Here is a 23,585-nt window from a genome sequence, read left to right as displayed (position 1 = left end):
TATAATTATCGGTTATGGTGCGTCAGAAATTAATTATCCGGTGAGAATTATAATTATCGGTTATGGTGCGTCAGAAATTAATTATCCGGTGAGAATTATAATTATCGGTTATGGTGCGTCAGAAATTAATTATCCGGTGAGAATTATAATTATCGGTTATGGTGCGTCAGAAATTAATTATCCGGTGAGAATTATAATTATCGGTTATGGTGCGTCAGAAATTAATTATCCGGTGAGAATTATAATTATCGGTTATGGTGCGTCAGAAATTAATTATCCGGTGAGAATTATAATTATCGGTGTCTGACGCACCCTACCGCACCCTACCGCACCCTACCGCACCCTACCGCACCCTACTATTAAACTACTATGGTAATTGTACCACTAATTGAAGATACCGATCGCCTCGATATGAGATTAAAAGAAATTCCCCCGGTTCCGGGTGTGTATTTCATGAAAGATGGTAATGAGAATATTCTGTATATTGGGAAATCTAAAAAATTGCGATCGCGCGTGCGTTCCTATTTTCGCGATCGCCATAACCATAGTCACCGGATTAACTTAATGATTCAACAGGTGACAGATATTGAATTTATAGTTACCGATACAGAAGCCGAAGCCTTAGCCTTAGAAGCTCATCTGATTAAAACCCATCAACCTCATTTTAATGTCTTGCTGAAAGATGATAAAAAATATCCCTATCTGTGTATTACTTGGTCGGAACCATACCCCCGTATTTTTATTACCAGAAAACGCAGTTTAAGCAATCCCAAAGATAGATATTATGGCCCCTATGTAGATACGGGATTATTGCGAAGTAACCTACAATTAATTAAGCGTCTATTTCCCCTGCGTCAACGTCCTAAACCCCTATTTAAAGACCGTCCCTGTTTAAACTATGATATCGGTCGCTGTCCGGGAGTTTGTCAGGAGATGATCTCCCCAGAAGATTATCATCAAATTGTCCAAAAAGTGGCGATGGTGTTCCAAGGACGGACGGAAGAACTTATCGAAAATTTAACCGCACAAATGCAACAAGCCGCCGCTGAGTTGAACTTTGAAACAGCGGCGAAATTGCGCGATCGCCTTCAAGGTTTACAGTCCCTCAACCAGGATCAAAAAGTTTCCCTTCCTGATGAAACGGTGTCTCTCGATGCGATCGCTTTGGCTACTGATGGACAACAAGCCTCCGTGCAACTTTTCCAAATCCGCGCCGGACATTTGGTTGGTAGGTTGGGCTTTTTTGCCAAAGTTTACCCTACTGAAAAAGCCTTGACTTCCCTAGAGTTGGGGTTAATTATTCAGCGGGTTTTACAGGAACATTATCAAACCGTCGATCCTGTGGAAATTCCTAGGGAGATTTTCCTACAATATAGTTTACCAGATGCGGATTTGGTCACCGATTGGTTAAGCGATCGCAAAGGTCGCAAAGTAACTTTAATTACTCCCCAACGACAATCAAAACTCGATTTAATTGAAATGGTGGAACGCAACGCCAATTATGAGTTAATGCGCGTGCAAAAATTAAGCGATCGCCATCATCAATCTCTCCAAGATTTAACCGAAATTCTCGACCTTCCCGACCTTCCCCACCGCATAGAAGGTTATGATATCTCCCATATTCAAGGTTCTGATGCAGTCGCTTCGCGGGTGGTATTTATTGATGGTTTACCCGCCAAACAACACTACCGACAGTATAAAATAAAGAATCCTAATGTACATTCGGGAAGGTCTGATGATTTCGCCAGTTTAGCCGAGGTGATTGGTCGCCGTTTTCGAGATTATCATAATTTAGAACCCCAGGACAAGCCGGATTTGATTATGATTGATGGTGGGAAAGGTCAACTCTCAGCCGTGGTTAAAGTTTTGCAAGATTTGGATATTTTAGAAGAGTTAAAGGTGATTAGTTTAGCCAAACGCCGAGAGGAAATTTTTGTCCCTGGTGAGTCTCAACCATTAACTACTAATCCTGAACAACCAGGGGTTGAATTATTGCGACGACTACGAGATGAAGCCCATCGATTTGCGGTTAGTTTCCACCGTAACCAACGCAGTAAACGCATGAAGCGATCGCATTTAGACGACATTCCCGGACTCGGACACCACCGCCAAAAATTGCTATTAGGTCACTTTCGGTCTATTGATTATATTCGCATAGCCACCCCCACACAACTCGCGGAAGTTAACGGAATTGGCGAAAAACTAGCCCAACAAATTTATGATTATTTCCATCCTTCTACCTGATGCAGATTAAGCTATGATATATGGTAGCTGTCGGGAAGATGTGCTATAAATAGGACTAGATTGGTCTGACTCAAAATCCTAGAATCTCAATCCCACCATGAAATTAAACGGTCCGCAAAATCTTCCGACTCTCCAAAAAATACAGTGGATAACTAACCCCCTTGGTTATATGGAAAATTGCCAACGTAAATATGGAGATATTTTTGTAACTGAAATCGGGGTGGCGGGTCATCCAATTGTGTTTGTTTCCCACCCCCAAGCCATTCAAGAAATCCTCACCCGGGATAAAGAATTTACCGCCCCCGGTTCATCTAATCGTATTCTAGCGCCTGTGGTGGGGGATAAATCCGTCATTTTACTTGATGGTAAAGACCACCTAAGACAGCGAAAACTGTTAATGCCGCCTTTCCATGGGGAACGGATGTTTAATTATGGTAAATTAATCTGTAATTTGACCACAGAAATCGGCGACACTTTACCCATTGGTAAGACTTTTCTGGCGCGAGATTATGTGCAAAAAATCTCCCTGGCTGTCATTCTTAAAGCTGTGTTCGGAGTCTATGAAGGACCCCGTTACGATCGCCTGAAAAAATTAACCACCGAACTGGTCGCTGTTACCGATTCTCCTATTAGGGCGAGTATCTTATTTTTCCCGATTTTACAACAAGATTTAGGGCGTTGGAGTCCCTGGGGGCGCTTCCAAGGTTTGCGGCGCGATATCGATAAACTGCTATTAGAAGAAATCGAAGAACGTCGCCAAAATCCCGATCCAAATCGCACCGATATTCTCAATTTGATGATGTCCGCTAGGGATGAAAATGGGGAACCGATGACCTATGAAGAATTGCGGGATGAACTGTTAACTTTATTATTCGCCGGACACGAAACTACCGCCACCGCCATGGCTTGGTCTTTGTATTGGGTGCATAAACTTCCTACCGTGCGCGATCGCCTTTTATCAGAGTTAGCAACCCTCCCCCCAAATCCCGATCCGATGACTATTTATAGACTACCTTATTTAACAGCAGTTTGTCAAGAAACCCTGCGAATTTATCCAGTCGCAATGGTGACATTTCCCCGTGTTACTACTCAAGCGGTGGAACTGATGGGATATCATATAGAACCCAACATAGAAGTGATTGGCTCCATCTATTTAACCCATAATGATCCGACAATTTATCCTGAACCCAAACAGTTTAAACCAGAGAGATTTTTAGATAAAAAATACTCCCCTTATCAATATTTGCCTTTTGGTGGTGGTGTGCGTCAATGTATTGGTATGGCTTTGGCTCAATATGAGCTAAAATTAGTCCTAGCAACAGTCATGTTAAACTATCAACTAACCCTGGCTAATTCCCAGCCCGCCAAAGCCGCCCGCCGAGGGGTGACTTTATCAGCGACCGGAGGCATTCCTATGGTATTGACAGGGCGGCGATCGCTATCTCCCAACTCTGTGGGAGTTGCACCGAAAGAAACCCCGCTTCTGGGTTAACTCTTCTGGTTAAGCCCAACGGTCCCCGAAGTTACCAGGTTTATGGGGAATTTCTCCCCTATTTAATCCTTTTTGGTCTTGATTTCCGTCAGATTAACCGTATAATATTAACAATGGCTCAATTTTTCATGGAGATGGGATTCTGAAATCTCAAAAATTACTAATGATTGATACATTCAATTGTTCCCCCCAACAGTTAGCCATTTGGCTGAGTCGTTTGGTGGAAATTTTGCGGAGTCAAGGTGGTTTAACTTGGCATAACTTTGTTCACAGCGTCGCTGGTAAAACCGCCATCATAGAAATTGATGGCATTCAGTTGAGATTAAATGCCAATCATAGCGAACCTCTCCAGGTAGATATTACTGATAATTCCGATAATTCCGAGTCAGTGGAAGCCTTTAATTTTCGCAGCGAAGCCGAAACCTTGCGAGATTTAATTGGGGGTCGGTTGACCTTAGATCAAGCTGTAGCGACGGGTAAAATCAATTTGCGGGGAACTTTATCAGAGTTGTTGGGTATTCAGAAACTAGCAATGAATATTATCGCCGACAGTGCCATTAATCCTCAACTACAGCAACTGTGGAAAGAATTTGACGATCTGTGGTTCCGTCCCAGTTTTCCTCCCCCAGTTTTGTCTCTGGAAGAACAAACAGCCCAGCACGGGGAATTAATTCGGAATGTCCCGAATGATGTACTGACAATTGAGGTGTAAGCGGAGGAGAAATGTGGAAAAACTCACTGTGGAGGGAGAAATTATTTTTTTCGTTTAGCCGTGGTCTCTCGACTTTTCCCCGCTCCCAAATTTCGCCAGACTCGAAGGCGAAAAAATAGGGTCAATCATCTTTTGTCTGATGCCCCGAACTTGAGTCAAATTCCCTGGATTTTGTCAACCTTTATTTTCATATGTTTACTCTGATATGCTATCTGAATTATTCCATAAATTTGGTGTGCCGTTTTTTCTGTCAGTAGTCCACGATCCAAATCTTTGTATTTCTTGGTCACAATTTGGTGAAGATACTCTAATTTTAGAGTTGATTTCCAGAAATAAATCCACCCTATTTAGCAATTACTATGTTGATATCGGTGCTTATCATCCCAGTCGATTTTCTAACACTAAACTTTTGAGTATGATGGGATGGAAAGGTATGAATGTAGATCCCAATCCTCAATCTGTGAAACTATTTGAACAGGAACGTCCCCAGGATATCAATCTAAATCTAGGTGTTGCTTCTTATGAAGGGGAGTCAGAAATCTATTGTTTCGGCGAAGGTGCTATCAACACTTTTAATGAGGAAATGGCCGAATATTTTATCAGACACGAATGGGAGTTTTTGGGTAAGCAAAAAGTAAAGGTACTCCCCCTTAACCAGCTACTTGACACTTATCTTCCTGAAGAAATTAAAGATTCAGAAATTGGTTTCTTAGACATTGATTGCGAAGGTGTAGACAAGGAGATTATTCTAAATTTGGATATCAATCGCTATCGGCCTTATATCATTGCAGTTGAGGCCCATGATTTCAATCTTATGCATCCTCTCTCTCACGAAATTGTTCAGTTTCTGAGCGCTGCCGATTACCAGTTGGCTGCTTACACCGGACCCACCCTTTTGTTTAGACGGTCAGGGTAATGGTATTTACGTTGGGAAGTTTAATGAGGCCTTTTAGATATGAATCTTGAAGTCGGGATGGTTGGTTAGAGTTTTTCATCGGTTAAAGCTATAATAGAATTGAAGCCAGATTTTCAGAATTAAACATGGTCGATCGCATCGTATTAGCAACCTATGGTTCTTTGGGTGATTTGTATCCTTATTTGGCGATCGCCCGAGGATTAAAAGCCAGGGGGTATCAGCCGGTCATCGCCGCCGCCGAAAAATACCGCCCTTATGTGGCGGCGGAGGAAATCGAATTTCATCCCCTCAGATTAGAGGACACTTGGGAACACGATCGCCAATTTCTGCAAATGCTGATCGATTCCCAACGGGAGCTAGAATACATTATTTGTTATCAGTTGATGCCCCACTTGCGGGCGACTTACACCGACTTGATAGCAGCGGTAAAGGGGGCGGATCTATTAATAACTCACCCGCTGATTTTGCCCGGTGCAATTGTAGCCGAACAAACCCAAATTCCTTGGATTTCAACGGTTCTATCAGCCTTGATGTCAGTTTACGATTCGCCTGGGGGCGATAGCTTCGCTTCACGCACCGAGGCGATCGCTTCCCCAGTCTCGGAATATGAACGGTGTTTGCAATGGGTAGCCAAAGATGCTGAAAAACGCCAACTCCGCAGTCGGCTTCGCCATTGGAGTGCCCCCCTGCGTCAACTGCGGAGTTCGTTGGGACTCCCACCAGGCCCAGATCCCCTGTTTGAAGGGCAGCATTCCCCCGATTTAGTGCTGGCTTTGTTTTCCCAGGTTTTTGCCAGACCCCAACCGGACTGGCCTAGGCAAACTGTCGTCACCGGGTTTCCGTTTTATGATAACCCCCCTAATCAGGGGTTATCTGAAAAACTGAGAGAGTTTTTAGACAGCGGGCCGCCACCGATAGTGTTTACTTTGGGTTCAACGGTGGTCTGGACTCCCGGTAATTTTTATTGGTCTAGTGCGATCGCCGCCCACCAATTGGGTTATCGGTCAGTGCTAATGATGGGCCCTGGGGCGGATAGTCTCAGACCGGACCAATTGCCCGAAGGTGCGATCGCCGTCAATTATGCCCCCCACGGGCAAATTTTCCCCAGGGCGGCGGCGATCGTCCATCATGGAGGCATGGGAACCACAGCAGAAGCATTGCGATCGGGGCGGAGAATGCTGGTGGTTCCCCACAAATACGACCAGCCAGAAAATGCCGCCCGCGTCGTCCGCCTCGGGGTCGCCCGAATGCTCCTACCCCAACAATATACTGCGGAGTTGGTAGCTGCCGAACTTCGACAACTGTTGTTTGAAGAACAATATACCCAGAAAGCCGCTGCCATTGGAGAAGCGATCGGGGCGGAAAATGGAGTAGAAACAGCCTGTGATGCGATCGCCAACTTGATGAGCCAATACCGGAGTCGGAAACCCGCCAGATATTCCGGCTCCCCTAATGATTCTCAGATCACATATTCCCCGTAAACTAAGCCGGTGGCGAGCCATGTTTTTTCTCCTAGTTTAAGGGTAACGGCGGCGCGGCCAGTCAGTTCTTCAATAAAAGTATATTGCCGTTGTTGATTGTCGGGGACGATTAATTCCACTACCGACTCAAAATCAATCTCAATTAGCAATTGGTCTTGGTCATCAGCGGCGATAATTTCTAAGGTGCTGGGGGTTTGCAATAAGCGATCGCTAAATAATAGCGCCATAATTCCCGGCAACCTGGGGGGAATGACAGCCACCTCCGACCAGTCCCAATTAATCTGTAAAGTGGCACCCAAAAACACTTTTCGCAATTGGTGATTGACATAAATAAAAATATAGGGAAAGCCGCCTTGGGAATGGTCTTTGTTGGTGCGTCTGTCCAATACCAAAGTGATGGAGGTGCCATCAATGCAGGTGCCAAAAGCGACGAACCACTCCCAACCGATATCTTCCCCCCAGCGGAAGCGGCCAAAATTGCGATCGTGGTAGCAAAACCAGTTCGGGTGAATGGGAAACGATCGCCCAGCAACGGATAAGTTTCCCCTCACTTGCAAGCCCGGTACTAATCCCCAGCCGATGAATCCACTGCCAAACGGTGAATTTTCTGTGACTAATAGGGGGGTGGCTGTAGCTGTCGCCTCCAATTCAATGAATAGCTGCGATCGCCGATCTTCTACTTCTAACCGCGTCTGGGTTCCGTTGACTTGCAATTCCATCCCTTCACCTTGCCAATGTACGGGTTCCGGGCTGATTTGACTGGGGTTCCACTCTTGGGAAAAAGTCGTTCCGAAACTGGCAAAAGGGGCGCTCTGGCTACAGTCGAGCCCTTGAAAATCAGTCGGAACTGTCACCATAAAACTGGTTTGAATTTCTCCAGTTCCCGGTCTGGCGATCGCCGTCAGATTCACCAGCACTCTAATCTGAGTATCAGGATCTAATAATACATAATGATACCAATCTTTCCAATCTAGGGGGGCGGTGGGATCCTCGAGAGGGATTCGCAGTTGTTCCACTCGGGCAAGTGTTTGTTCGTCAATGGTCATTTTGGCGCTAGAAATTAACTACAATTGGGCGGTGGATAACTTATCGTTGTAGGGAACCTGGCTCGCTGAGAACGTCTTTAATTGGCGGGGTGGGGGTGGGGGCGGGTGGGGACACGGACGGTGCGCTAGAGGCGATCGCCTCCAATGTCGTAGCTATCCTGGGGGAAACACAACTGAGTCCCAAAACAATCTTGAGAAACCAAGCCTCCCCATCTATTCCTAATTGGTTCACCAAGTCCGCCGCCGAAGTCTGGGAATTAGGGATTGGGGAACCAGCAATATCCCACAACCACTGTTCCCAAAACTTGAGCAAACCCGCCCTAGAAGCCGGAGTCCCCACGGAATTGTGAAAAGCGGTAGCCGTGGCTTGACTGACGGCGATCCAACGGGGGACGGAGGCGGCGGCTAAACTCAAAACCCCATTTTTGCAGAACCGGGTGAGTCGCAATCGCTCTAGTAGCATTCGACCTGGGGGGGTTCTGGCATAGTCGTCCCCTTTTTGGGCGAAAATTAGCAATAATTCTAACACCAACCAACGAGCCGGAAGTAAGTCTAATTCTGGCAATCGCGTCCCTAAATGATACGAGCAACCCGCTATGGTTTGGGGGGGAGAGGTGGCTGGGTTTAATGGCTCAATTTTCTGGGTGGCGATCGCCTCTATATGGGAAGCAATTCGAGGCGACAATGACATCAATCCTAGGAGAAAATAACCCAACCAGCGATCGCTATCTGTTCCCAGTTTAGCCACAAATTCTGTGAAAGGTGCGTCAGAAATCAAATGCTCCGGTGTTGATTTAAATTCTCCGAATCTGACGCACCCTACAAATAATGGGGCGACGATGGGTTTAGCCGTTTCTGGGGCTTCTACGTCGCTGTCTACCAAACTCAACAGCCACCTTTCCCAAATATAAAGCAGGCCTTCCCGGCGATCGCCCTTGAGGACTTGACCGGACATCGATAAAGTTTCCGAAATCCAATCGGGGACTTTTGCCGTAGCCAGCACTGTCGATACAGTTGAGAAAAAAGCGGTTTGTCGCAGTTGCGAGAACAGTTTTACACCCTCCGGGGTGCCGGTGTATTCCTCTCCTTTTTGGCTGATGGCTACTAATAATTCTGCCACCAGCCAGCGAGAAGGAATGCGATCGAGGTCGTTCAATGCCGAAATCAATCCCCAGGCATTTTGGGTGGTTATGTCCTCATACATTGACGGGTTTTGAGCCGCTAATTTTGTTAATGGAAAGCTGATATTAACCGGATATTCTCTAGGCTTTCTCTCGGCAATTTCAGCTTTAACATTTAGGATGATTACCAGAGGTTCCTCAAGTAATCCGGGAAATCTTAGCCAACTTTTAATAACCTGTCCTGGTGGCAGTTCTAAAGGTAGTTTTACCCTCACAGTTTGAGTGGCTTTTCCCGCACCAGAACCTAGATAAATATAGTCAGGTTCCACCGGATTAATGGTGGCGAAAATATCCCCGTTCTCGGCGATCCAATTATCTAAAACTGGTCGCACCAGTAGGGTTTCACCGCTATTATTATGCAGGGACAGTCTCAGCACCAGTTCACCGCCGGGGTGAATTTCAGCTTCGACTGGGGGGGGCATTGCCATCGGGTTTTTATGTTCGATCATCTTGACAATCTCTCTATTTTATGGTAGAATAACTTCCTCAATACCACTTGATTTTATGGTGGGTCAATCCTCCTTAAATGAGCAAGGGGCTATGAATCGTATCATAACCCCCAAAAATGCTATAAATTTCGATAAATCACATAGTTAATTAATTCTTTCAGAAAGCGGCGATCGTGAACCGGGGTCTGCCATTTTTCCCCTGGTCTGAGCGGAGTTTTCGGTTCCATAAAATCCAGACTGTCCAAAATCTGGGCAGCTTTTTGAGCCAAAGATCTAGCCACAGCCCAACCATGTTCGATGCTACCATACTGGCGCATTTTCTCCATGACAAATTCTACCTGTTCCGGGGTCTTTTCCGGTCGGGGGGTGGCGAGAATTTCCAACATTCGGCGGGATTCGACTGGACTACTATGGGCGATCGCATGATTGAGCATCAAAGTTCGTTTTCCCTCATAAATATCTCCGCCAATTTCCTTCCCATAAGCCTTCATATCTCCCACCAAGTTTAATAAATCATCTTGGATCTGAAAAGCAATGCCTAAAATCATGCCAAACCGAGTAACTCCCGCCAAAGGTTCCACCAAATCTTGAGGGTTAGCCGAGGAATTCCCCACAATCAAACCGATGCGACAGGGGGTCATAAAAGAATACCAGCAGGTTTTTTTGACGCACATTTTAAAATAATCGCGATCGCTTAAATTTTGGGTATTTTCTGCCACCCAATCCAATTCCATCGCCTGTCCTTCCACCGATTGACGCGCCATAAACTCAATTTCGTGGAGTACATTCAGAGTTTTGGTTACCCCGATCGCCGATAAATTTTCCAGCAACAAACCAACAGCCAGTACATTGGTTGCATCCCCGACATTAATCGCCCGGGGAATGCCAATATTGTGGTGTAACGTCCCTTTTCCCCGGCGCGACTCTGACCCGTCCTCAATATCATCGTGAATCAGAAACGCATTGTGATACAGTTCCAAAGCCGCCGCCGTCGATAGCGCCACCTGTCCCATGCCACCCATCGCCCGCGCCGCACTAATACACATGGTGGGGCGCAGCATTTTACCTCCCCGAAACGGGTAATCGAGCAACAAATCATATAAGGGTTCGTAGGAACCGATAATTTCCCGCCGCCTACCAATAAATTCCTGAATTTTGGCCCCGATCGCGATTCGGGAGTCTTCTAGTGCTTGGTTAATAATGGTTTTATCAAACTGCGTCGGTTCCGATGTCGGGAGGATCGCCTCCGACACGATATTTAAGTCCGCTTCCAGGTTCGCATCTTCCGGCAGAATCGAACCCCGGTTATTTTTACCGTCGGGAATGCGATCGCCAAGGGTTGCGGATGCCACATCGTTGACTGCAATGGTCGCGGTTTGGGGAGTGCGATCGCCAAGCGGCACCGTAAGGCGCGTAGGGGCGGATGCCACATCGCCATTAGCATTGGAAACCGCGATCGTTTGGGGAACACAGGACTGTAATTCACCAGCCGAGTCCGTTTCCTCAGTCGGAAGAAATGGCACAACAGACTTACCATTCCCACAGCCATTTTCCCCCAATTGAGCGATCGAGGAAGTAGATTTTTCCAACTTATCCGATACCGAGTCACTCTTGACCCCTAAAAACATCAAATTGAGCAGGATTCCCCAAACCGTAAAATACAACAGGATTCCCCAAAAGACTAAATTGGATGGAGGGCTAAGACCGAGCCAATTTAACAGCAATTCAAACATTGATCAAGTACAGCTAGAAGGGCAGCTAGAAGGGCAGATAACCACCATTAAAATCGGATACATTTTGGCATTATTCATCATTGCCTAGTGCTAGACAGGCAAAGAAAGCCAATTGACAATCTTTATAGAGGCTATCCCTAGGGATAGCCACTTATTTACATCAATCAATGACAAAAAGCTCACCCCACCCGGTCACATCAGACAATGTAACCGGGTTTGATGATGGATTTCAACAATGGGAAATTGATACCATCAACGGTAGAATAATTTGTCGTTGGGATTACCTTTATTAGGCAATTCCTAACAGTTGCTTCTGGGCATCATCAAGTTTAGCCCCCGTGAGGTTCGCATTACTGAAGTTAGCCCCAGTGATGTTGGCTCCCCGCAGGTCCGCATTTGTCAGGTTGGCATTGGTGAAGTTAGCCCCAGTCATGTCGGTTCCTTGCAGGTCGGCATTTGTCAGGTCAGCACCACAGAAGTTAGCATAGCCCAGATAGGAATAGCTGAGATTGGCATAGCCCAGATAAGCGTAACAGAAATTCGCGTAAGCCAAGCTAGCCTGGTTTAATTGGGCTCCAATTAGCTTCGCCTGACACAAGTTAGCAAAACTCAGATCCGCTTCGGTGAGGACCGCGTAGCTTAAATCGGCAAAACACAAATTAGCATAGCCCAGATAGGCATAGTTGAGATTGGCATAGCCGAGATAGGCGTGACAGAGATACGCGTAACTCAAGTTAGCCGCGACCAGGTTAGTGGCTCCTAAGTTGGCTGCACACAGGTAGGAAAAGCTCAGATCGATACCACTCAGATTCATTTTGCTCAAGTCTACTTGCGGCAAGTAACTATTCGGAAAATCTCGCTTGCCCATGTCATACGGAAACTTTATCTTTGTGTAGCCTGGGGGTGTGGGGGCGCAGCCACCCTGTGGTGGTTGTATGAAACTAGACCAGTCAACATTCGGCGGGGTCGGTTGTGGCTCCTCTGAACCCCCACTGGGCTGGGTCGGTTTCTCGCCTTCATTTGAACTGCCACTTGGTTTCTCTTCCCACCAGGAGGGGGCTGCATCGCCAATCGAAGGCCATTCTAGCCAGATACCAGCTTTATTGGTCAAACCTAGTTGGCCGGGACGGCAAGACTGGGAGCCTTCTTTGGCTGTGGTTTGCAAGTTCCCAACCGGGTCGGCCATTTCAATGTTAAATACACTCCGGGCTGGGACGGCATTGGCAGGGTTCCCACCAATCACAAAGTGCAGTGTTCCTCTCGCGCCTTTACTCAGATCGATTTGCGTGTCCGGGTCGGTGTAGAAAAACTCCCTCAAATCGGTGTGGTAGACTATCTCTTGGTCGTTCGCAGTTTGGGAATTTCCGTAGACAAAGTACCCTTTGCCATAGGTTTGGTTATTGTTAGTGACTGTCCTGAAGTACACTTTCACCATGATTGAAGTCCTTAATTTTGAAAGGCAATAAAATATCGAAATCGCAGTCTTTGCTGAACTAGACTCGGTGACGTAACAACGCCATCGAAAGTCATCACAAATTAGCCCCCTCTCCCAACTGTCTGGTGGAGCATATTTTGGGGTGTGACCAATCACCGACCTATGCCATGACATGACCGCGCGATCATGATACTGGATAGATCACATTGGCTAATTTTTGAGACTAAAACCCTCTTCCTGGGTTGATTTTCAAGCCCAGTTCAAGCTCTATACTTGATGATGCACCCGATCGCAACTTAGACTAAGTTCTTTGAAACCACCACAGATGGCGTTCAAGCCAGAAACTAGACGCGCACTACTGGCGATCTGCTTCGCTGTCACTGCCCAATGGAAAATCAGTTCAGCGGTTAACCTAAGTTGGCAACCAACATAACAAATTTGCCGTTTTTTGTCAACTAAAATACAATTTTTATTGTGAAGATTTATGAACAGGCAACGAACACTATTTAGAGAGCCTAAATGGGCCATATATAATATATATAATGGTGTCCTCGCCTGGGTCAACACTCCCTAGATCCGTTTATGGTGGCCATGGGACTTTTTCAGCGATCGCTTTCCTAATTTCTCAAGAAGGGGTAACTTTTTCAGCGACCGGAGGCATTCCTATGGTATTGACAGGGCGGCGATCGCCATCTTCCAACCCTGTGGGAGTTGCACAGAAAGAAACCCCGCTTCTCGGTTAACTCTTCAAAAGCAATTCCCTTATTGTTATAATAATCAAAAAGGTAGTCGGAGAAATATAAATGAATACTTCTATTATCGATCGGGTCGTTGAACAACTCAAAGTCATGCCACCGCAAAAGCAATCGCAGGTACTTGAGTTTATTGAGACATTACTCAAAGCTGAAGTTCGAGGGACTCCAGGAAGGCAGTTACTACCTTTTGCTGGTTCAATTCCGTCCGACGATCTTCAGTTAATGAGTGAGGCGATCGCCCAAGACTGCGAGGAAATCAATTTATGAATAATTCGGGACTTTTTGAGCGATCGCTTTCCCAATTTCTAAAGAAGCCGTCGCCGCCGGTGATGGCGCATTACAAACATGAAGCGCACGGGGACTTTCTACAATTAGAAAATCATCCACTAATCCCCCATTAGGCATTAACGCCTGTGCCCGGACTCCCGCATGGGTGGGGATGATATCCTCCGCTTGAATTTCAGGAATTAATCGTTGTAAACTCCGTACAAATGCCGCTTTACTAAAAGACCTGATAATTTCTTCCACCCCATCACTCCAATATTTAGCCGCCAGTTTCCACAGTCCTGGATAAGTCAAAATTTCCATTAACTCACCCAAATCAACATCAGTTTTTTTATAACCCTCTCTTTTGAGGCTTAAAACTGCATTAGGTCCCGCGTGTACCGAACCATCAATCATCCGCGTAAAATGCACCCCTAAAAATGGGAAATTGGGGTTAGGAACTGGATAAATTAAATCCTTGACTAAATATCTTTTTTCCGGGATTAACTCATAGTATTCTCCCCGAAATGGGATGATTTTAGCTGGGGGTTTTACCTGGGTTAATTCTGTGATGCGATCGCTATAAAGACCAGCACAATTAATCACAAAATCCGTCACAAATTCTCCCTGGTTAGTGGCTAATACTAAACCCTGAGAAGTTTCCGTGATTTTATGCACCTTAGTATTTAACCGTAAATCCCCCCCTTTTTCTGCCACTAAATCCGCATATTTGGCGCTCACTTCACTATAGCTAACAATCCCCGTAGACTCAACTTTAATCGCCGCCAAACAACGCACATGAGGCTCAATTTCTGCCACCTCTTCCGGCATAATTTTAGCGACAGGAATTTGATTATCTAAGCCTCGTTGATAGAGATTATCTAACAATGGCAATTCTTCCGGATCCGTGGCTACAATTATTTTACCACAGACATCATATTTAATCCCCTGCTGTTCACAAAAGTTAACCATTGATAAATTCCCCTGGCGGCAGAGAGTCGCCTTGAGGCTACCTGGTTTATAATAAATACCAGAATGGATAACCCCACTATTATTACCAGTTTGGTGAAAAGCCCAAGATTTTTCTTTTTCCAAGATGATAATTTTAGCCTTTGGGTGAGTTAGACTTAATGAATAAGCAGTAGATAGTCCGACAATGCCACCACCAATAATTGCTAAATTGTACATAATTTCGATAATTTCCTGAATTGATTGCGTTGTGCTATAAATATTAAACAGGCACCTTTTCAAACCATCTTAAAATTCATGAATGATCTGATTTGGCTGCTGATTTGCTCCAGTTTAGTATTCCTGATGCAGCCCGGGTTTATGTGTTTGGAGTCGGGGTTAACCCGTTCCAAGAATAGCATTAATGTTGCTATCAAAAATCTAGCTGATTTCGGAATTTCCGTCTGGCTATTTTGGGCGATCGGCTATGGGCTAATGTTTGGCACCTCCCAATTAGGACTTTTCGGTTCTAGTTACTTTGTTTTAGATGTTAGTAACATCCCCAGTGTAGCTGCTTTTTTCCTATTTCAGACTATGTTCTGTAGCACCGCCACCACCATTGTTTCTGGGGCGGTGGCTGAAAGAATGCGATTTACAGCCTATTTAATTGTAGCTGGTTTTACCTCTGGCTTAATCTATCCCATTTTCGGACATTGGGCTTGGAATGGTTTAAATAATGGTGTCAATAATGGTTGGCTAGATCAGTTAGGGTTTATAGACTTTGCTGGCTCCACTGTTGTGCATAGTATCGGGGGATGGGTAGCCCTCGCTGCTTTATTAGTAATTGGACCCCGCGCCGGGCGATTTCCTAAAGGTAAAAGTCCCCGCAAAATTCATGGCTCTAATTTGCCTTTATCGGTGTTAGGAGTGATGCTACTTTGGATAGGTTGGCTGGGGTTTAATGGTGGTAGCGCCTTGGTTTTAAGCAATCAAATTCCCGTGATTATTGTGAATACTATTTTAGCCGGGGTCGCGGGAATGTTGGTGCGTTTATTTATGGCTTGCTGGCGCACAGGTTCCATAGAAATAGAATGTTTAATTAATGGTTCTCTGGCTGGACTGGTGGCAATTACTGCCTCCTGTAACGCTGTGGGAACTTTGCCAGCTATAATCATTGGAGCCTTGGGCGCAATTATTACTATGATGGTATCTACACAATTAGTTAAGTGGCGCATTGATGATGCTGTAGATGCGGTGGCGGTTCATGTGGGGGCGGGAGTTTGGGGAACTTTGGCAGTGGGTTTATTTGCCCGTTTAGATGTGCTAAATACAGGCTTAAATCGCTTTGGTCAAATAGCTGTACAAGTTTTGGGAACAGTTAGCGGCGCTATCTGGGGATTTTTAGTTAGTTTAATTTTGCTTTTAATTATCAATAGATTCTACCCTTTACGGGTTTCAGAAGACGGCGAAAATATCGGACTAAATATTTATGAACATCGGGCTAAGTCGGAAATTTATGAACTGTTTAAGGTTATGGACTTTCAAGCTCAAACTAAGGATTTGAGTTTGCGGGTTCCGGTGGAACCATTTACGGAAGTTGGACAAATTGCCACCCGCTATAATTATGTGATGGATGCCTTGGAAGAAGCGGTGCGAAAAACTGAGGCGATCGTTGAGACTGCTACTGATGCTATTCTTACTTTGACGACATCTTCTCTGGTGGTTTTGACTGCTAATTCTAGTGCTGAAGCTGTTTTTGGTTATAGCAAACAAGATTTGATTGGCATGAAAATTAGTGGATTGATTACGGAAAGTTTTAATTCTAAAATCTGGGATAATTCCTTAATCAATCAATGGTTAAAAAAAACCTTGTCAAGGGGCGATCGGATGGCGGGCTGATGGTTTTAATTTTCCGGTAGAAGTTACCTTAAACCCGGCTCAATTAGGAGCCCGATCATTTATGATTGGCACTTTTCGAGATATTACTGAACGACACCAAGCCCAAGAGTCCCTGGCTTCAGCATATCAAGAAATTAAAATGCTTAATCATCAACTCCATGATGAAAATAAATATCTCAATATGGAGTTGGAAATTACCCGCCGCCTACAACGTTTGCTGTTACCGAGTGAAGCAGAACTTGAGGAAATTAAAAGCCTGGATATTGCGGGTTATATGGAACCTGCTACAGAAATAGGAGGTGATTATTATGATGTTCTCGCCTTTGGCGGCGGGGTGACTATCTGCATGGGAGATGTCACGGGACACGGTTTAGAAAGTGGTATGGTGATGTTAATGGCTCAAACTGCTGTCAGAACTCTACTAGAAGCGGGAGAAACTGATCGAGTTAGATTTTTGGATGTTCTGAATCGAACTATTTACCTAAATGTGTTAAGAATGAACTGTGATAAAAATATGACTCTGGTATTGCTTGATTATCAAGGTGGAGAAATCAGAATCTGCGGTCAACATGAGGAAGCAATTTTAGTTCGTAGTGATGGAAATGTCCAACGAATTCAAACTATTGATCTGGGTTTCCCGATTGGATTGGTTGATGATATCTCGGAGTTTATTAGCCATTATACTACCTATTTAAATGCTGAGGATGTGGTGATTTTATATACTGATGGTATTACTGAGGCAGAAAATGCAGATGGGCTTCACTATGGAGTTGACCGACTCTGTGCCGTGGCTGCCAAAAATCGTGATCTGACTGCTGCTGAAATTCGACAGTCTATTATTCATGATGTTATGGAATACATCGGTAATCATCAGGTTTATGATGATATGACTATCTTAGTGTGTAAACAGCGCTAATTTCTAAATTATTAATAATCACCATAAGCAAATATACTGCTTACCTTCGACACCAGAAGCCCCCAACTACCCCCAGCCAAGCTGTCTATTTCTTGGGAGAGAGATAGATGGATGAAAGTAAAATTGTGTGGTATTATAACTACATGGTTAAGTAATAGGTGATCTATGTTAAGGGCTTTGTCAAAATTCGTTTTAGGGCTACTGGTGGCAGTTTTCCTTCTGGGTAGCTATAGGACGACTCCAGTATATGCTGGGGTGGTTCCCGAAGAATTGGCTAAAGCAGTTGAGGCGATCGAAAATCTGGATGGGTTGCGTAGGGGTTTAGCTTCGACGCTAGAAGGACAAACCACAGAACCGACCGGACAAACTTTTAAAGAAGTTTGTAAACCGGTGGGAATGCAAGCAAAACAACTCAGCGAAGATAATGGATGGCAGGTTAAACAAATTGCTAATAAATATCGCAACCCGGCTCACGCTCCTGATAATTTACACGCTAAAATGGCGTTAGCACAATTTGAACAAAACCGGGAATTGATGGGATTTTGGGAACCAGAAACTATTGATGGTAACTCTGGTTTCCGTTACTATCGCCGGATTAATGTTGAGGCTACTTGTTTGGCTTGTCATGGTTCCCAAAATAGCCGCCCTCAGTTTGTGAAAGATAAATACCCTCAAGATTTGGCTTTTGATTTTAAGGAAGGGGATTTGCGGGGAATGTATGCGGTGTTTATCCCAGAAATTCAAGCTGCTTTAGAGGCAAAATAATGTTAATTAATGTCAGAAAAAATGTCAGAAAATTGGTGTCGATTTTGTTGCTAATTATTCTGCCTTTGCTGTTGGTTATGGTTCCGCCTCAACCAGCGATCGCCTTAATTCAACAACAGGAGGAGGCCCCCGGACAGATACTTTATAAATCTCGCCATAGTTTGAGAGATAATCAAGGTAATTCTTGGCAGGTGGTTCTGTTTAAGCGGATCAAAAATGGGGAGGTCAAGGATGTGAATTTGCGCTTGGTGGGGTTTCCGGGGTCGGTAACATTTAATCATCCTGAACCGTTGCAAATTGTGGTCGGTAATGGTACAATTATCGAGGCGGTAGATGAGTTTGGCGAAAAAGCACCCGGCCCGAATGTTGGACAATACAATTTAACGGATGTTTTGCCCAAAATTTCCCCAGCCGATGAAATCGAGCTTTACTTGTCGATCGCTGAAACAAAATGTGCGATCGCTATCCCGTCTCCAGTAGTTCTGGAATGGAAGGCGATCGATAATCCTGGTTAATAATTTCTTAGGGTGGAGAAAAATAATTGTCTCCACTCTATCCCTGATTATGGTTGACTGGGTGCATCTAAAAACGGTGGAATAGGACAGTTAAGAGAAATCACGATCGCCCTTAGTAACTCGGCTTGGTCTAAGGTGACATTGTGATCAGCCAGGACAGTATAGGCGCAAGCATCAACTACCGCCTGTTTAAGTTTGGGGGCGGCGAGTTCCAGACGTTTGAGGCTTTCACCAACTTGAGTTAAACTATATTCACCGGGCGCGGTGGGTAAAGTTTCCCCAGAATTTTTAGGTAGGCGCAATAGTCCGGCTTGAAAAGCGATATCAACCGCTCCCGGAGAGTCTTGGCCGACGCGAGCCAAAGCTGATAAAACAGTAACACAATCAGACCAAATCTGTTTAATGTCAGTAAACTTAACTTTAGATTCCGGTTGTGTACTCGGAAAGTAGTTAGTCAACCGTTGACGCAACACAACAAAAATCGCATACTCGGACAGACTCAGATGATTGTCAGCCTTAATCAAAACCCTGGCTTGTTTCAGCAGTTGGGTACATTGGCTAACACTTCCACCACGTAAAGCAGGTATGGCTAAATCAATCAACGGTAGACGAGTCCGCGCGTTCAAACTCTCCAGGTAGGGACTGAGGTTTTCGATCATTTCCAACACTGGCGGCGGGGAGGACTCTCGCAAGGAAGACATTTGGCGATCGCGCACTTCTGGGTCTGTATGCAACAATAAACTATAGATAATGGCGATCGCTCCATTTACATCACGGGTAGCCATGCGTACAGGTTCGGGAATATCCGCCAAAAACCCCCGCACATTATCAAGATGTTTGGGGTTGGTAGTCCCCACTCCGGCGACTACCCTATCCGGTGAAACTGACAACGACTCCGGTTGAGGCTGTGGTTGAGGTGATGAACCCGCAAACCCCGCCACCATTTCATTACCGGAAGCTATAGACGACATAGAGGGATTATTTCCGGTTTCTTCCACCGACCAAGTGCGACCGGCGAAACCTTCCAAACGCTTAACCCTTTCTTTCACAGGGGGATGAGTTGCAAAGATTTGTCCGAAACTCTCAAAAATCCCTGTAAACGCCTCCCCAAAAAACAGGTGACTAGCTTCTTCAGCCCTAGGATTTCTTACCTTAGAACCAGATTTATAACCCGCAATCTTTTGTAGTGCGCCACTAATACCGTCAGGGTTGCGGGTAAACTGAACTGCAGAAGCATCCGCTAAAAACTCCCGTTGGCGAGAAACGGCACTTTTGATTAACCTTCCGCAAAAAAAGCCGACCCCGCCAATAACTACCATTCCTAAACCAATAATCAATCCCGAATCTTTGCCCTTTGACGACGATTTGCCACTACCTCCCCCTAAAAAACTACCCCTTAACATTACCCGACCTATAAGATAAATGAAAATCAAACCCTGAATTACTCCGATTAGTCGCAGATTTAGGCGCATATCTCCATTGAGAATATGGCTAAATTCATGGGCGATTACTCCTTGTAACTCATCGCGATCGAGTTGTTCTAAACAGCCTCGCGTTACCCCAATTACTGCGTCATTGGGAGTAAATCCCGCCGCGAAAGCATTGATTCCCTGTTCTTCCCCCAAAACATACACTTCGGGAACGGAAATTCCAGAGGCGATCGCCATTTCCTCGACAATATTAAGTAGTCGTTTCTCCAGTTCATCCCCGGTCATGCGATCGACTAATGTTCCCCCCAAATCCTCAGCGACTACCTTACCTCCCCCCCGTAATTGAATAGATTTCTGGACACTTCCCGCACCGACAGTGCCGATAACTCCCAAGGCGACTAACAACAACAGTTCTGGTTGCCATACTAATCTATCAAATTGTGCAAATACCACCACCCCATATAATAGGATAATCATCACAATCACAGCCACCACAAACAAACCCAGCAAATAAACCGTGTTTTGTCTGGCTTGGTCTTGATGCTCAAAGAAATTCATAATTAGAAGGAAACGTTAGGAACTTCTTTCACCTCTGGGGATGATTCTTCTAGTAATTGAGCTTCTTGGAAATTGAAGCTACTAGCCACCAAATTACTCGGAAATACATCCTTTTTGGTATTGTAAACAGTTACGGCATCGTTAAAAGCCTGTCGCGCAAAAGCAATCTTATTTTCAGTAGAGCGCAACTCTTCCATGAGTTGATCCATGGATTTATCAGCCTTTAAATCGGGGTAGGCTTCCGACAGAGCAAATAACCTTCCTAATGTACCCGTTAAAGCGGCTTCCGCCTGTCCTAATTCTTGCATAGCTTGGGGGTCGCCAGGGTTCGAGGCTGCTTGATTCGTGGCGGTAACAGCAGCATTGCGAGCGGCAATAACTGCTTCTAAGGTTCCCCTTTCATGAGCCATATAACCCTTGACTGTTTCGACCAAATTCGGGATTAAATCATGGCGGCGTTTGAGTTGAACATCAATCTGAGCATAGGCATTTTGATAGCGTCTGCGTAGGCGTGCTAGGCTATTATATGCCTGGACACCTACAATAGCCACCAGGATGACCACAACAATACCGATGACAAGCAAAACGGCGAAAATTCCAGCAAGTATCTCCACAGTCTAGGATCTCCTTGGTGTGTGTCTGCATGGTTCGCGGATTTGACGCGGGTTATACTCGGTGTATCAAGCTGGATTAGTTTAATTATGTTTTCCCAACCTAAAAGAAGTAACCCGGCTATGGGGCGCATTATAACATAATCAAATCTGGCTAACCACAAATTGTTACACTTTTTAACTTAACCCGCACTCCCACCCCGGACAAAATAGAAACTGGCTACTTGGCTTCGCCACTGTACTCGAGGTGTGGTTAGAATCTACTCGAGATTAATTATAGGTCAAGTTGACTATGAATCCTGCTTTGACGAACTTTGGCGATCGCATGTCTCGTTTAACGGGAGTGCGAGCCATTATGAAAGATATTATCGAAACCTTGCGCTCTGGTAAAGGTCAAGAATTCATTAATTTAAGCGCCGGAAACCCGGTCATCTTACCAGAAGTCGAACAACTTTGGCGCGAATGTACCGAGCAACTCCTATCTAGTCCCGAATATGGTGAGGTAGTCTGTCGCTACGGTTCGAGCCAAGGATACCAACCTTTTATTGATGTCATTGTGGAAGATTTTAACTCTCGCTATGGGTTAAATTTAAGCGATCGCAATATCCTAGTCACTCCCGGAAGTCAATCAATTTACTTTTACGCCGCCAACGCCTTCGGAGGTTATAACAGCCAAGGACAGCTCAAAAAAATTGTCCTTCCCCTCAGTCCAGACTATACGGGTTACGGCGGCGTTAGTCTTATTCCCGAGGCGGTTTTTGCTTATCAACCCACCCTCGACATAGACGAAAATTCCCATCGGTTTAAATATCGACCCGATTTTAATCAACTCTCCATTAATGAGGATACAGGCTGCGTTATTTTTTCCCGTCCCTGTAATCCCAGCGGCAATATTCTCACCTCAGAAGAAGTGCAAAAAATCGCCGATTTAGCATCCCCTTATGATGTGCCAGTATTCGTAGATTCCGCCTATGCTCCCCCGTTCCCGGCTTTGAATTTTACGGACATGGCTCCGGTTTTTGCTGATAATATTATTCACTGTATCAGCTTGTCTAAAGCCGGATTACCCGGAGAGCGTTTAGGTGTGGCTATTGGTAATGAAGATGTGATTAAAGTTTTGGAAGCCTTCCAAACTAACGCCTGTATTCACTCCCCCCGCTACGGACAAGCTATAGCAGCTAGAGCGATTGGATCGGGAGCTTTGTCTGATATTTCGGTTGAGGTAATTCGTCCCTACTACAGCAATAAATTTAATATCTTAGAAGCTACTTTAAATGATGCGATGTCTACGGATTTACCCTGGTTTTTGCATCGCGGAGAAGGGGCAATTTTTGCCTGGCTGTGGTTTAAGGATTTACCAATCACAGACTTAGAACTATATCAGGAGCTGAAAAAGGTGGGTATTATCGTGGTTCCTGGTAATTCATTTTTCCCAGGATTACAACAAGAATGGTCTCACAAAAATCAATGTATTCGCATTAGTCTAACTGCTACTGATGAGGAGATTGTGGAAGGGATGAAGCGTCTAGCTCAGGTGGTCGAAATGGTTTATAGACAGGCTATGGTAGAAGTTTAAGTGCTAATTAAGGCTGTATAATTACTAGAGTTTATCGGGGTTCAAAATCTCTGGAATTCTGAACCCCCGTAAATGCTCGATCGCATTTATTCGCACCTGGACGGGAAGGCGATCGCTTCTTAGTCAACTTAACGGTAATTCAGAATCGATCGCCACCCGATGAGCATTAATGTAGAATGAATCAGGGATAATCTCAAATCTCGCTCAGAGCCAATATGGGGTCGGAGGGACACATGGATGAATTGAAGTATCTAGCTACTTGGGTTCGGGAACAACACGCACGGGAGTATATTCTCACTTGGTTACTCAATCAACCGGGGATCTGGTGGTCAAATGGTGATGTTTACCAAGCGGCTATACAAAAATCTGGTTCTCGTCTGAAAGAGTATGTAAAAAATAGTAAACAAGAGGGTTTATTCCAGGGGATTGCTGATAAAATCAGGAGCGATGAGGCTTGGGATGCGATCGCCCTAAGTTTAGCTCGCCTCATTGCTACCTATCAGGAAGAGCTGGTTAAACTCCAAGAACAAAATCGGTTAGATATCAGTAAAGTCTCGGAAATATCCCCAAAGTTCAACCCCGAAATAGATGATATCTGGTCTGCTAATCTTCAGGAGCCCCTACCAGACCCGAACTCTGACGCTTTAACAGGTCTGTAA

The 23,585-nt window shown here is 45.1% G+C and carries 22 protein-coding genes and 1 pseudogene; 16 read left to right on the top strand and 7 right to left on the bottom strand.

Translation table 11 applies throughout. The features are described 5' to 3' along the window. The 6 genes from P5674_RS02545 to P5674_RS02520 form a co-directional block, all read left to right on the top strand. The coding region (locus P5674_RS02545) for a hypothetical protein (protein WP_315669778.1) at positions 1–307 on the top strand (307 nt) is incomplete at its 5' end. Between the two features lie 62 nt (positions 308–369). Next, a complete protein-coding gene (gene uvrC / locus P5674_RS02540; protein WP_014276284.1) occupies positions 370–2,244 on the top strand; it encodes an excinuclease ABC subunit UvrC in 1,875 nt (624 codons plus the stop codon). A gap of 97 nt (positions 2,245–2,341) precedes the next feature. Beyond that, positions 2,342–3,736, top strand: coding sequence for a cytochrome P450 (locus P5674_RS02535; RefSeq protein ID WP_315669777.1), 1,395 nt, complete (start codon positions 2,342–2,344; stop codon positions 3,734–3,736). 163 nt (positions 3,737–3,899) lie between these two features. Further along, the gene (locus P5674_RS02530; protein ID WP_014276286.1) at positions 3,900–4,448 is read left to right on the top strand and encodes a hypothetical protein; all 549 of its coding nucleotides are present in this window, start codon (positions 3,900–3,902) and stop codon (positions 4,446–4,448) included. A 205-nt stretch (positions 4,449–4,653) separates the two neighbouring features. Further along, on the top strand, positions 4,654–5,364 hold the full coding sequence (locus P5674_RS02525) for an FkbM family methyltransferase (RefSeq protein ID WP_062945864.1): 711 nt from the start codon (positions 4,654–4,656) through the stop codon (positions 5,362–5,364). Between the two features lie 125 nt (positions 5,365–5,489). Continuing rightward, positions 5,490–6,845, top strand: a complete 1,356-nt coding sequence (locus tag P5674_RS02520; protein WP_062945865.1) for a glycosyltransferase — start codon at positions 5,490–5,492, stop codon at positions 6,843–6,845. On the opposite strand, the gene P5674_RS02515 is transcribed toward P5674_RS02520, so the two are convergent. The 3 genes from P5674_RS02515 to P5674_RS02505 form a co-directional block, all read right to left on the bottom strand. Next, a complete protein-coding gene (locus tag P5674_RS02515; protein WP_014276289.1) occupies positions 6,824–7,891 on the bottom strand; it encodes a hypothetical protein in 1,068 nt (355 codons plus the stop codon). The two genes, P5674_RS02520 and P5674_RS02515, sit on opposite strands and share 22 nt — an antisense overlap. Before the next feature lie 40 nt (positions 7,892–7,931). Further along, entirely contained in the window at positions 7,932–9,521 is a 1,590-nt protein-coding gene (locus P5674_RS02510; protein WP_014276290.1) for a hypothetical protein, read from the bottom strand. 119 nt (positions 9,522–9,640) lie between these two features. Next, on the bottom strand, positions 9,641–11,254 hold the full coding sequence (locus P5674_RS02505) for a polyprenyl synthetase family protein (protein WP_014276291.1): 1,614 nt from the start codon (positions 11,252–11,254) through the stop codon (positions 9,641–9,643). Between the two features lie 167 nt (positions 11,255–11,421). Between P5674_RS02505 and P5674_RS02500 the strand changes: the two genes are divergently transcribed. Continuing rightward, a complete protein-coding gene (locus tag P5674_RS02500) occupies positions 11,422–11,547 on the top strand; it encodes a hypothetical protein (RefSeq protein ID WP_286171587.1) in 126 nt (41 codons plus the stop codon). On the opposite strand, the gene P5674_RS02495 is transcribed toward P5674_RS02500, so the two are convergent. After that, positions 11,544–12,689: a pentapeptide repeat-containing protein gene (locus P5674_RS02495; RefSeq protein WP_152088318.1), complete on the bottom strand. Its 1,146-nt coding sequence runs from the start codon at positions 12,687–12,689 to the stop codon at positions 11,544–11,546. The genes P5674_RS02500 and P5674_RS02495 overlap by 4 nt on opposite strands. Positions 12,690–13,231: 542 nt before the next feature. On the opposite strand from P5674_RS02495, the gene P5674_RS02490 reads away from it, so the two are divergent. Further along, complete coding sequence (locus P5674_RS02490) at positions 13,232–13,432, top strand: hypothetical protein (RefSeq protein WP_014276293.1); 201 nt, start codon at positions 13,232–13,234, stop codon at positions 13,430–13,432. Positions 13,433–13,492: 60 nt separating this feature from the next. Then, positions 13,493–13,711 (top strand): hypothetical protein, encoded by a 219-nt coding sequence (locus P5674_RS02485; protein WP_014276294.1) that lies wholly within the window; start codon positions 13,493–13,495, stop codon positions 13,709–13,711. On the opposite strand, the gene lhgO is transcribed toward P5674_RS02485, so the two are convergent. After that, positions 13,706–14,896: an L-2-hydroxyglutarate oxidase gene (gene lhgO, locus P5674_RS02480; protein ID WP_006619545.1), complete on the bottom strand. Its 1,191-nt coding sequence runs from the start codon at positions 14,894–14,896 to the stop codon at positions 13,706–13,708. The two genes, P5674_RS02485 and lhgO, sit on opposite strands and share 6 nt — an antisense overlap. 78 nt (positions 14,897–14,974) lie before the next feature. Here lhgO and amt point away from each other — a divergent pair, with 78 nt between their 5' ends. From amt to P5674_RS02455, 5 genes and pseudogenes are all read left to right on the top strand, one after another. Continuing rightward, positions 14,975–16,555, top strand: a complete 1,581-nt coding sequence (gene amt / locus P5674_RS02475; RefSeq protein WP_014276295.1) for an ammonium transporter — start codon at positions 14,975–14,977, stop codon at positions 16,553–16,555. Continuing rightward, positions 16,539–16,613: pseudogene (locus P5674_RS02470) on the top strand (hypothetical protein); the annotation flags it as partial. The gene amt and the pseudogene P5674_RS02470, both read left to right, overlap by 17 nt. Before the next feature lie 3 nt (positions 16,614–16,616). Then, on the top strand, positions 16,617–17,471 hold the full coding sequence (locus P5674_RS02465; RefSeq protein WP_006619547.1) for a PP2C family protein-serine/threonine phosphatase: 855 nt from the start codon (positions 16,617–16,619) through the stop codon (positions 17,469–17,471). A gap of 165 nt (positions 17,472–17,636) precedes the next feature. Next, the gene (locus tag P5674_RS02460; protein WP_006619548.1) at positions 17,637–18,236 is read left to right on the top strand and encodes a Tll0287-like domain-containing protein; all 600 of its coding nucleotides are present in this window, start codon (positions 17,637–17,639) and stop codon (positions 18,234–18,236) included. Beyond that, positions 18,236–18,751, top strand: coding sequence for a DUF3122 domain-containing protein (locus tag P5674_RS02455; protein ID WP_006619549.1), 516 nt, complete (start codon positions 18,236–18,238; stop codon positions 18,749–18,751). Before P5674_RS02460 ends, P5674_RS02455 begins: the two co-directional genes overlap by 1 nt. A gap of 47 nt (positions 18,752–18,798) precedes the next feature. On the opposite strand, the gene P5674_RS02450 is transcribed toward P5674_RS02455, so the two are convergent. Together P5674_RS02450 and P5674_RS02445 are read right to left on the bottom strand one after the other, a co-directional pair. Beyond that, positions 18,799–20,739 carry a M48 family metallopeptidase gene (locus tag P5674_RS02450; protein WP_315669776.1) on the bottom strand — a complete coding sequence of 647 codons (1,941 nt, stop codon included), beginning with the start codon at positions 20,737–20,739 and terminating at the stop codon, positions 18,799–18,801. A 2-nt stretch (positions 20,740–20,741) separates the two neighbouring features. Further along, positions 20,742–21,353, bottom strand: a complete 612-nt coding sequence (locus P5674_RS02445) for a LemA family protein (RefSeq protein WP_006619551.1) — start codon at positions 21,351–21,353, stop codon at positions 20,742–20,744. A 289-nt stretch (positions 21,354–21,642) separates the two neighbouring features. Here P5674_RS02445 and P5674_RS02440 point away from each other — a divergent pair, with 289 nt between their 5' ends. Together P5674_RS02440 and P5674_RS02435 are read left to right on the top strand one after the other, a co-directional pair. Next, entirely contained in the window at positions 21,643–22,926 is a 1,284-nt protein-coding gene (locus tag P5674_RS02440; RefSeq protein ID WP_315669775.1) for a valine--pyruvate transaminase, read from the top strand. Between the two features lie 233 nt (positions 22,927–23,159). Continuing rightward, positions 23,160–23,585 carry a hypothetical protein gene (locus tag P5674_RS02435; RefSeq protein WP_006619553.1) on the top strand — a complete coding sequence of 142 codons (426 nt, stop codon included), beginning with the start codon at positions 23,160–23,162 and terminating at the stop codon, positions 23,583–23,585.

This window comes from Limnospira sp. PMC 289.06, from assembly GCF_032350395.1.
GTDB lineage: Bacteria > Cyanobacteriota > Cyanobacteriia > Cyanobacteriales > Microcoleaceae > Limnospira > Limnospira platensis.
Note: the sequence above shows the minus strand (reverse complement) of the source record. Positions and strands in the feature narration are given on the sequence as shown.

Bases quoted from the DNA above. Each gene is read 5' to 3' on its own strand.
- uvrC (WP_014276284.1), top strand. From the start codon at position 370: ATGGTAATTGTACCACTAATTGAAGATACCGATCGCCTCGATATGAGA.
- P5674_RS02535 (WP_315669777.1), top strand. From the start codon at position 2,342: ATGAAATTAAACGGTCCGCAAAATCTTCCGACTCTCCAAAAAATACAG.
- P5674_RS02530 (WP_014276286.1), top strand. From the start codon at position 3,900: ATGATTGATACATTCAATTGTTCCCCCCAACAGTTAGCCATTTGGCTG.
- P5674_RS02525 (WP_062945864.1), top strand. From the start codon at position 4,654: ATGCTATCTGAATTATTCCATAAATTTGGTGTGCCGTTTTTTCTGTCA.
- P5674_RS02520 (WP_062945865.1), top strand. From the start codon at position 5,490: ATGGTCGATCGCATCGTATTAGCAACCTATGGTTCTTTGGGTGATTTG.
- P5674_RS02515 (WP_014276289.1), bottom strand. From the start codon at position 7,891: ATGACCATTGACGAACAAACACTTGCCCGAGTGGAACAACTGCGAATC.
- P5674_RS02510 (WP_014276290.1), bottom strand. From the start codon at position 9,521: ATGATCGAACATAAAAACCCGATGGCAATGCCCCCCCCAGTCGAAGCT.
- P5674_RS02505 (WP_014276291.1), bottom strand. From the start codon at position 11,254: ATGTTTGAATTGCTGTTAAATTGGCTCGGTCTTAGCCCTCCATCCAAT.
- P5674_RS02500 (WP_286171587.1), top strand. From the start codon at position 11,422: ATGACAAAAAGCTCACCCCACCCGGTCACATCAGACAATGTAACCGGG.
- P5674_RS02495 (WP_152088318.1), bottom strand. From the start codon at position 12,689: ATGGTGAAAGTGTACTTCAGGACAGTCACTAACAATAACCAAACCTAT.
- P5674_RS02490 (WP_014276293.1), top strand. From the start codon at position 13,232: ATGGTGTCCTCGCCTGGGTCAACACTCCCTAGATCCGTTTATGGTGGC.
- P5674_RS02485 (WP_014276294.1), top strand. From the start codon at position 13,493: ATGAATACTTCTATTATCGATCGGGTCGTTGAACAACTCAAAGTCATG.
- lhgO (WP_006619545.1), bottom strand. From the start codon at position 14,896: ATGTACAATTTAGCAATTATTGGTGGTGGCATTGTCGGACTATCTACT.
- amt (WP_014276295.1), top strand. From the start codon at position 14,975: ATGAATGATCTGATTTGGCTGCTGATTTGCTCCAGTTTAGTATTCCTG.
- P5674_RS02465 (WP_006619547.1), top strand. From the start codon at position 16,617: ATGATTGGCACTTTTCGAGATATTACTGAACGACACCAAGCCCAAGAG.
- P5674_RS02460 (WP_006619548.1), top strand. From the start codon at position 17,637: ATGTTAAGGGCTTTGTCAAAATTCGTTTTAGGGCTACTGGTGGCAGTT.
- P5674_RS02455 (WP_006619549.1), top strand. From the start codon at position 18,236: ATGTTAATTAATGTCAGAAAAAATGTCAGAAAATTGGTGTCGATTTTG.
- P5674_RS02450 (WP_315669776.1), bottom strand. From the start codon at position 20,739: ATGAATTTCTTTGAGCATCAAGACCAAGCCAGACAAAACACGGTTTAT.
- P5674_RS02440 (WP_315669775.1), top strand. From the start codon at position 21,643: ATGAATCCTGCTTTGACGAACTTTGGCGATCGCATGTCTCGTTTAACG.
- P5674_RS02435 (WP_006619553.1), top strand. From the start codon at position 23,160: ATGGATGAATTGAAGTATCTAGCTACTTGGGTTCGGGAACAACACGCA.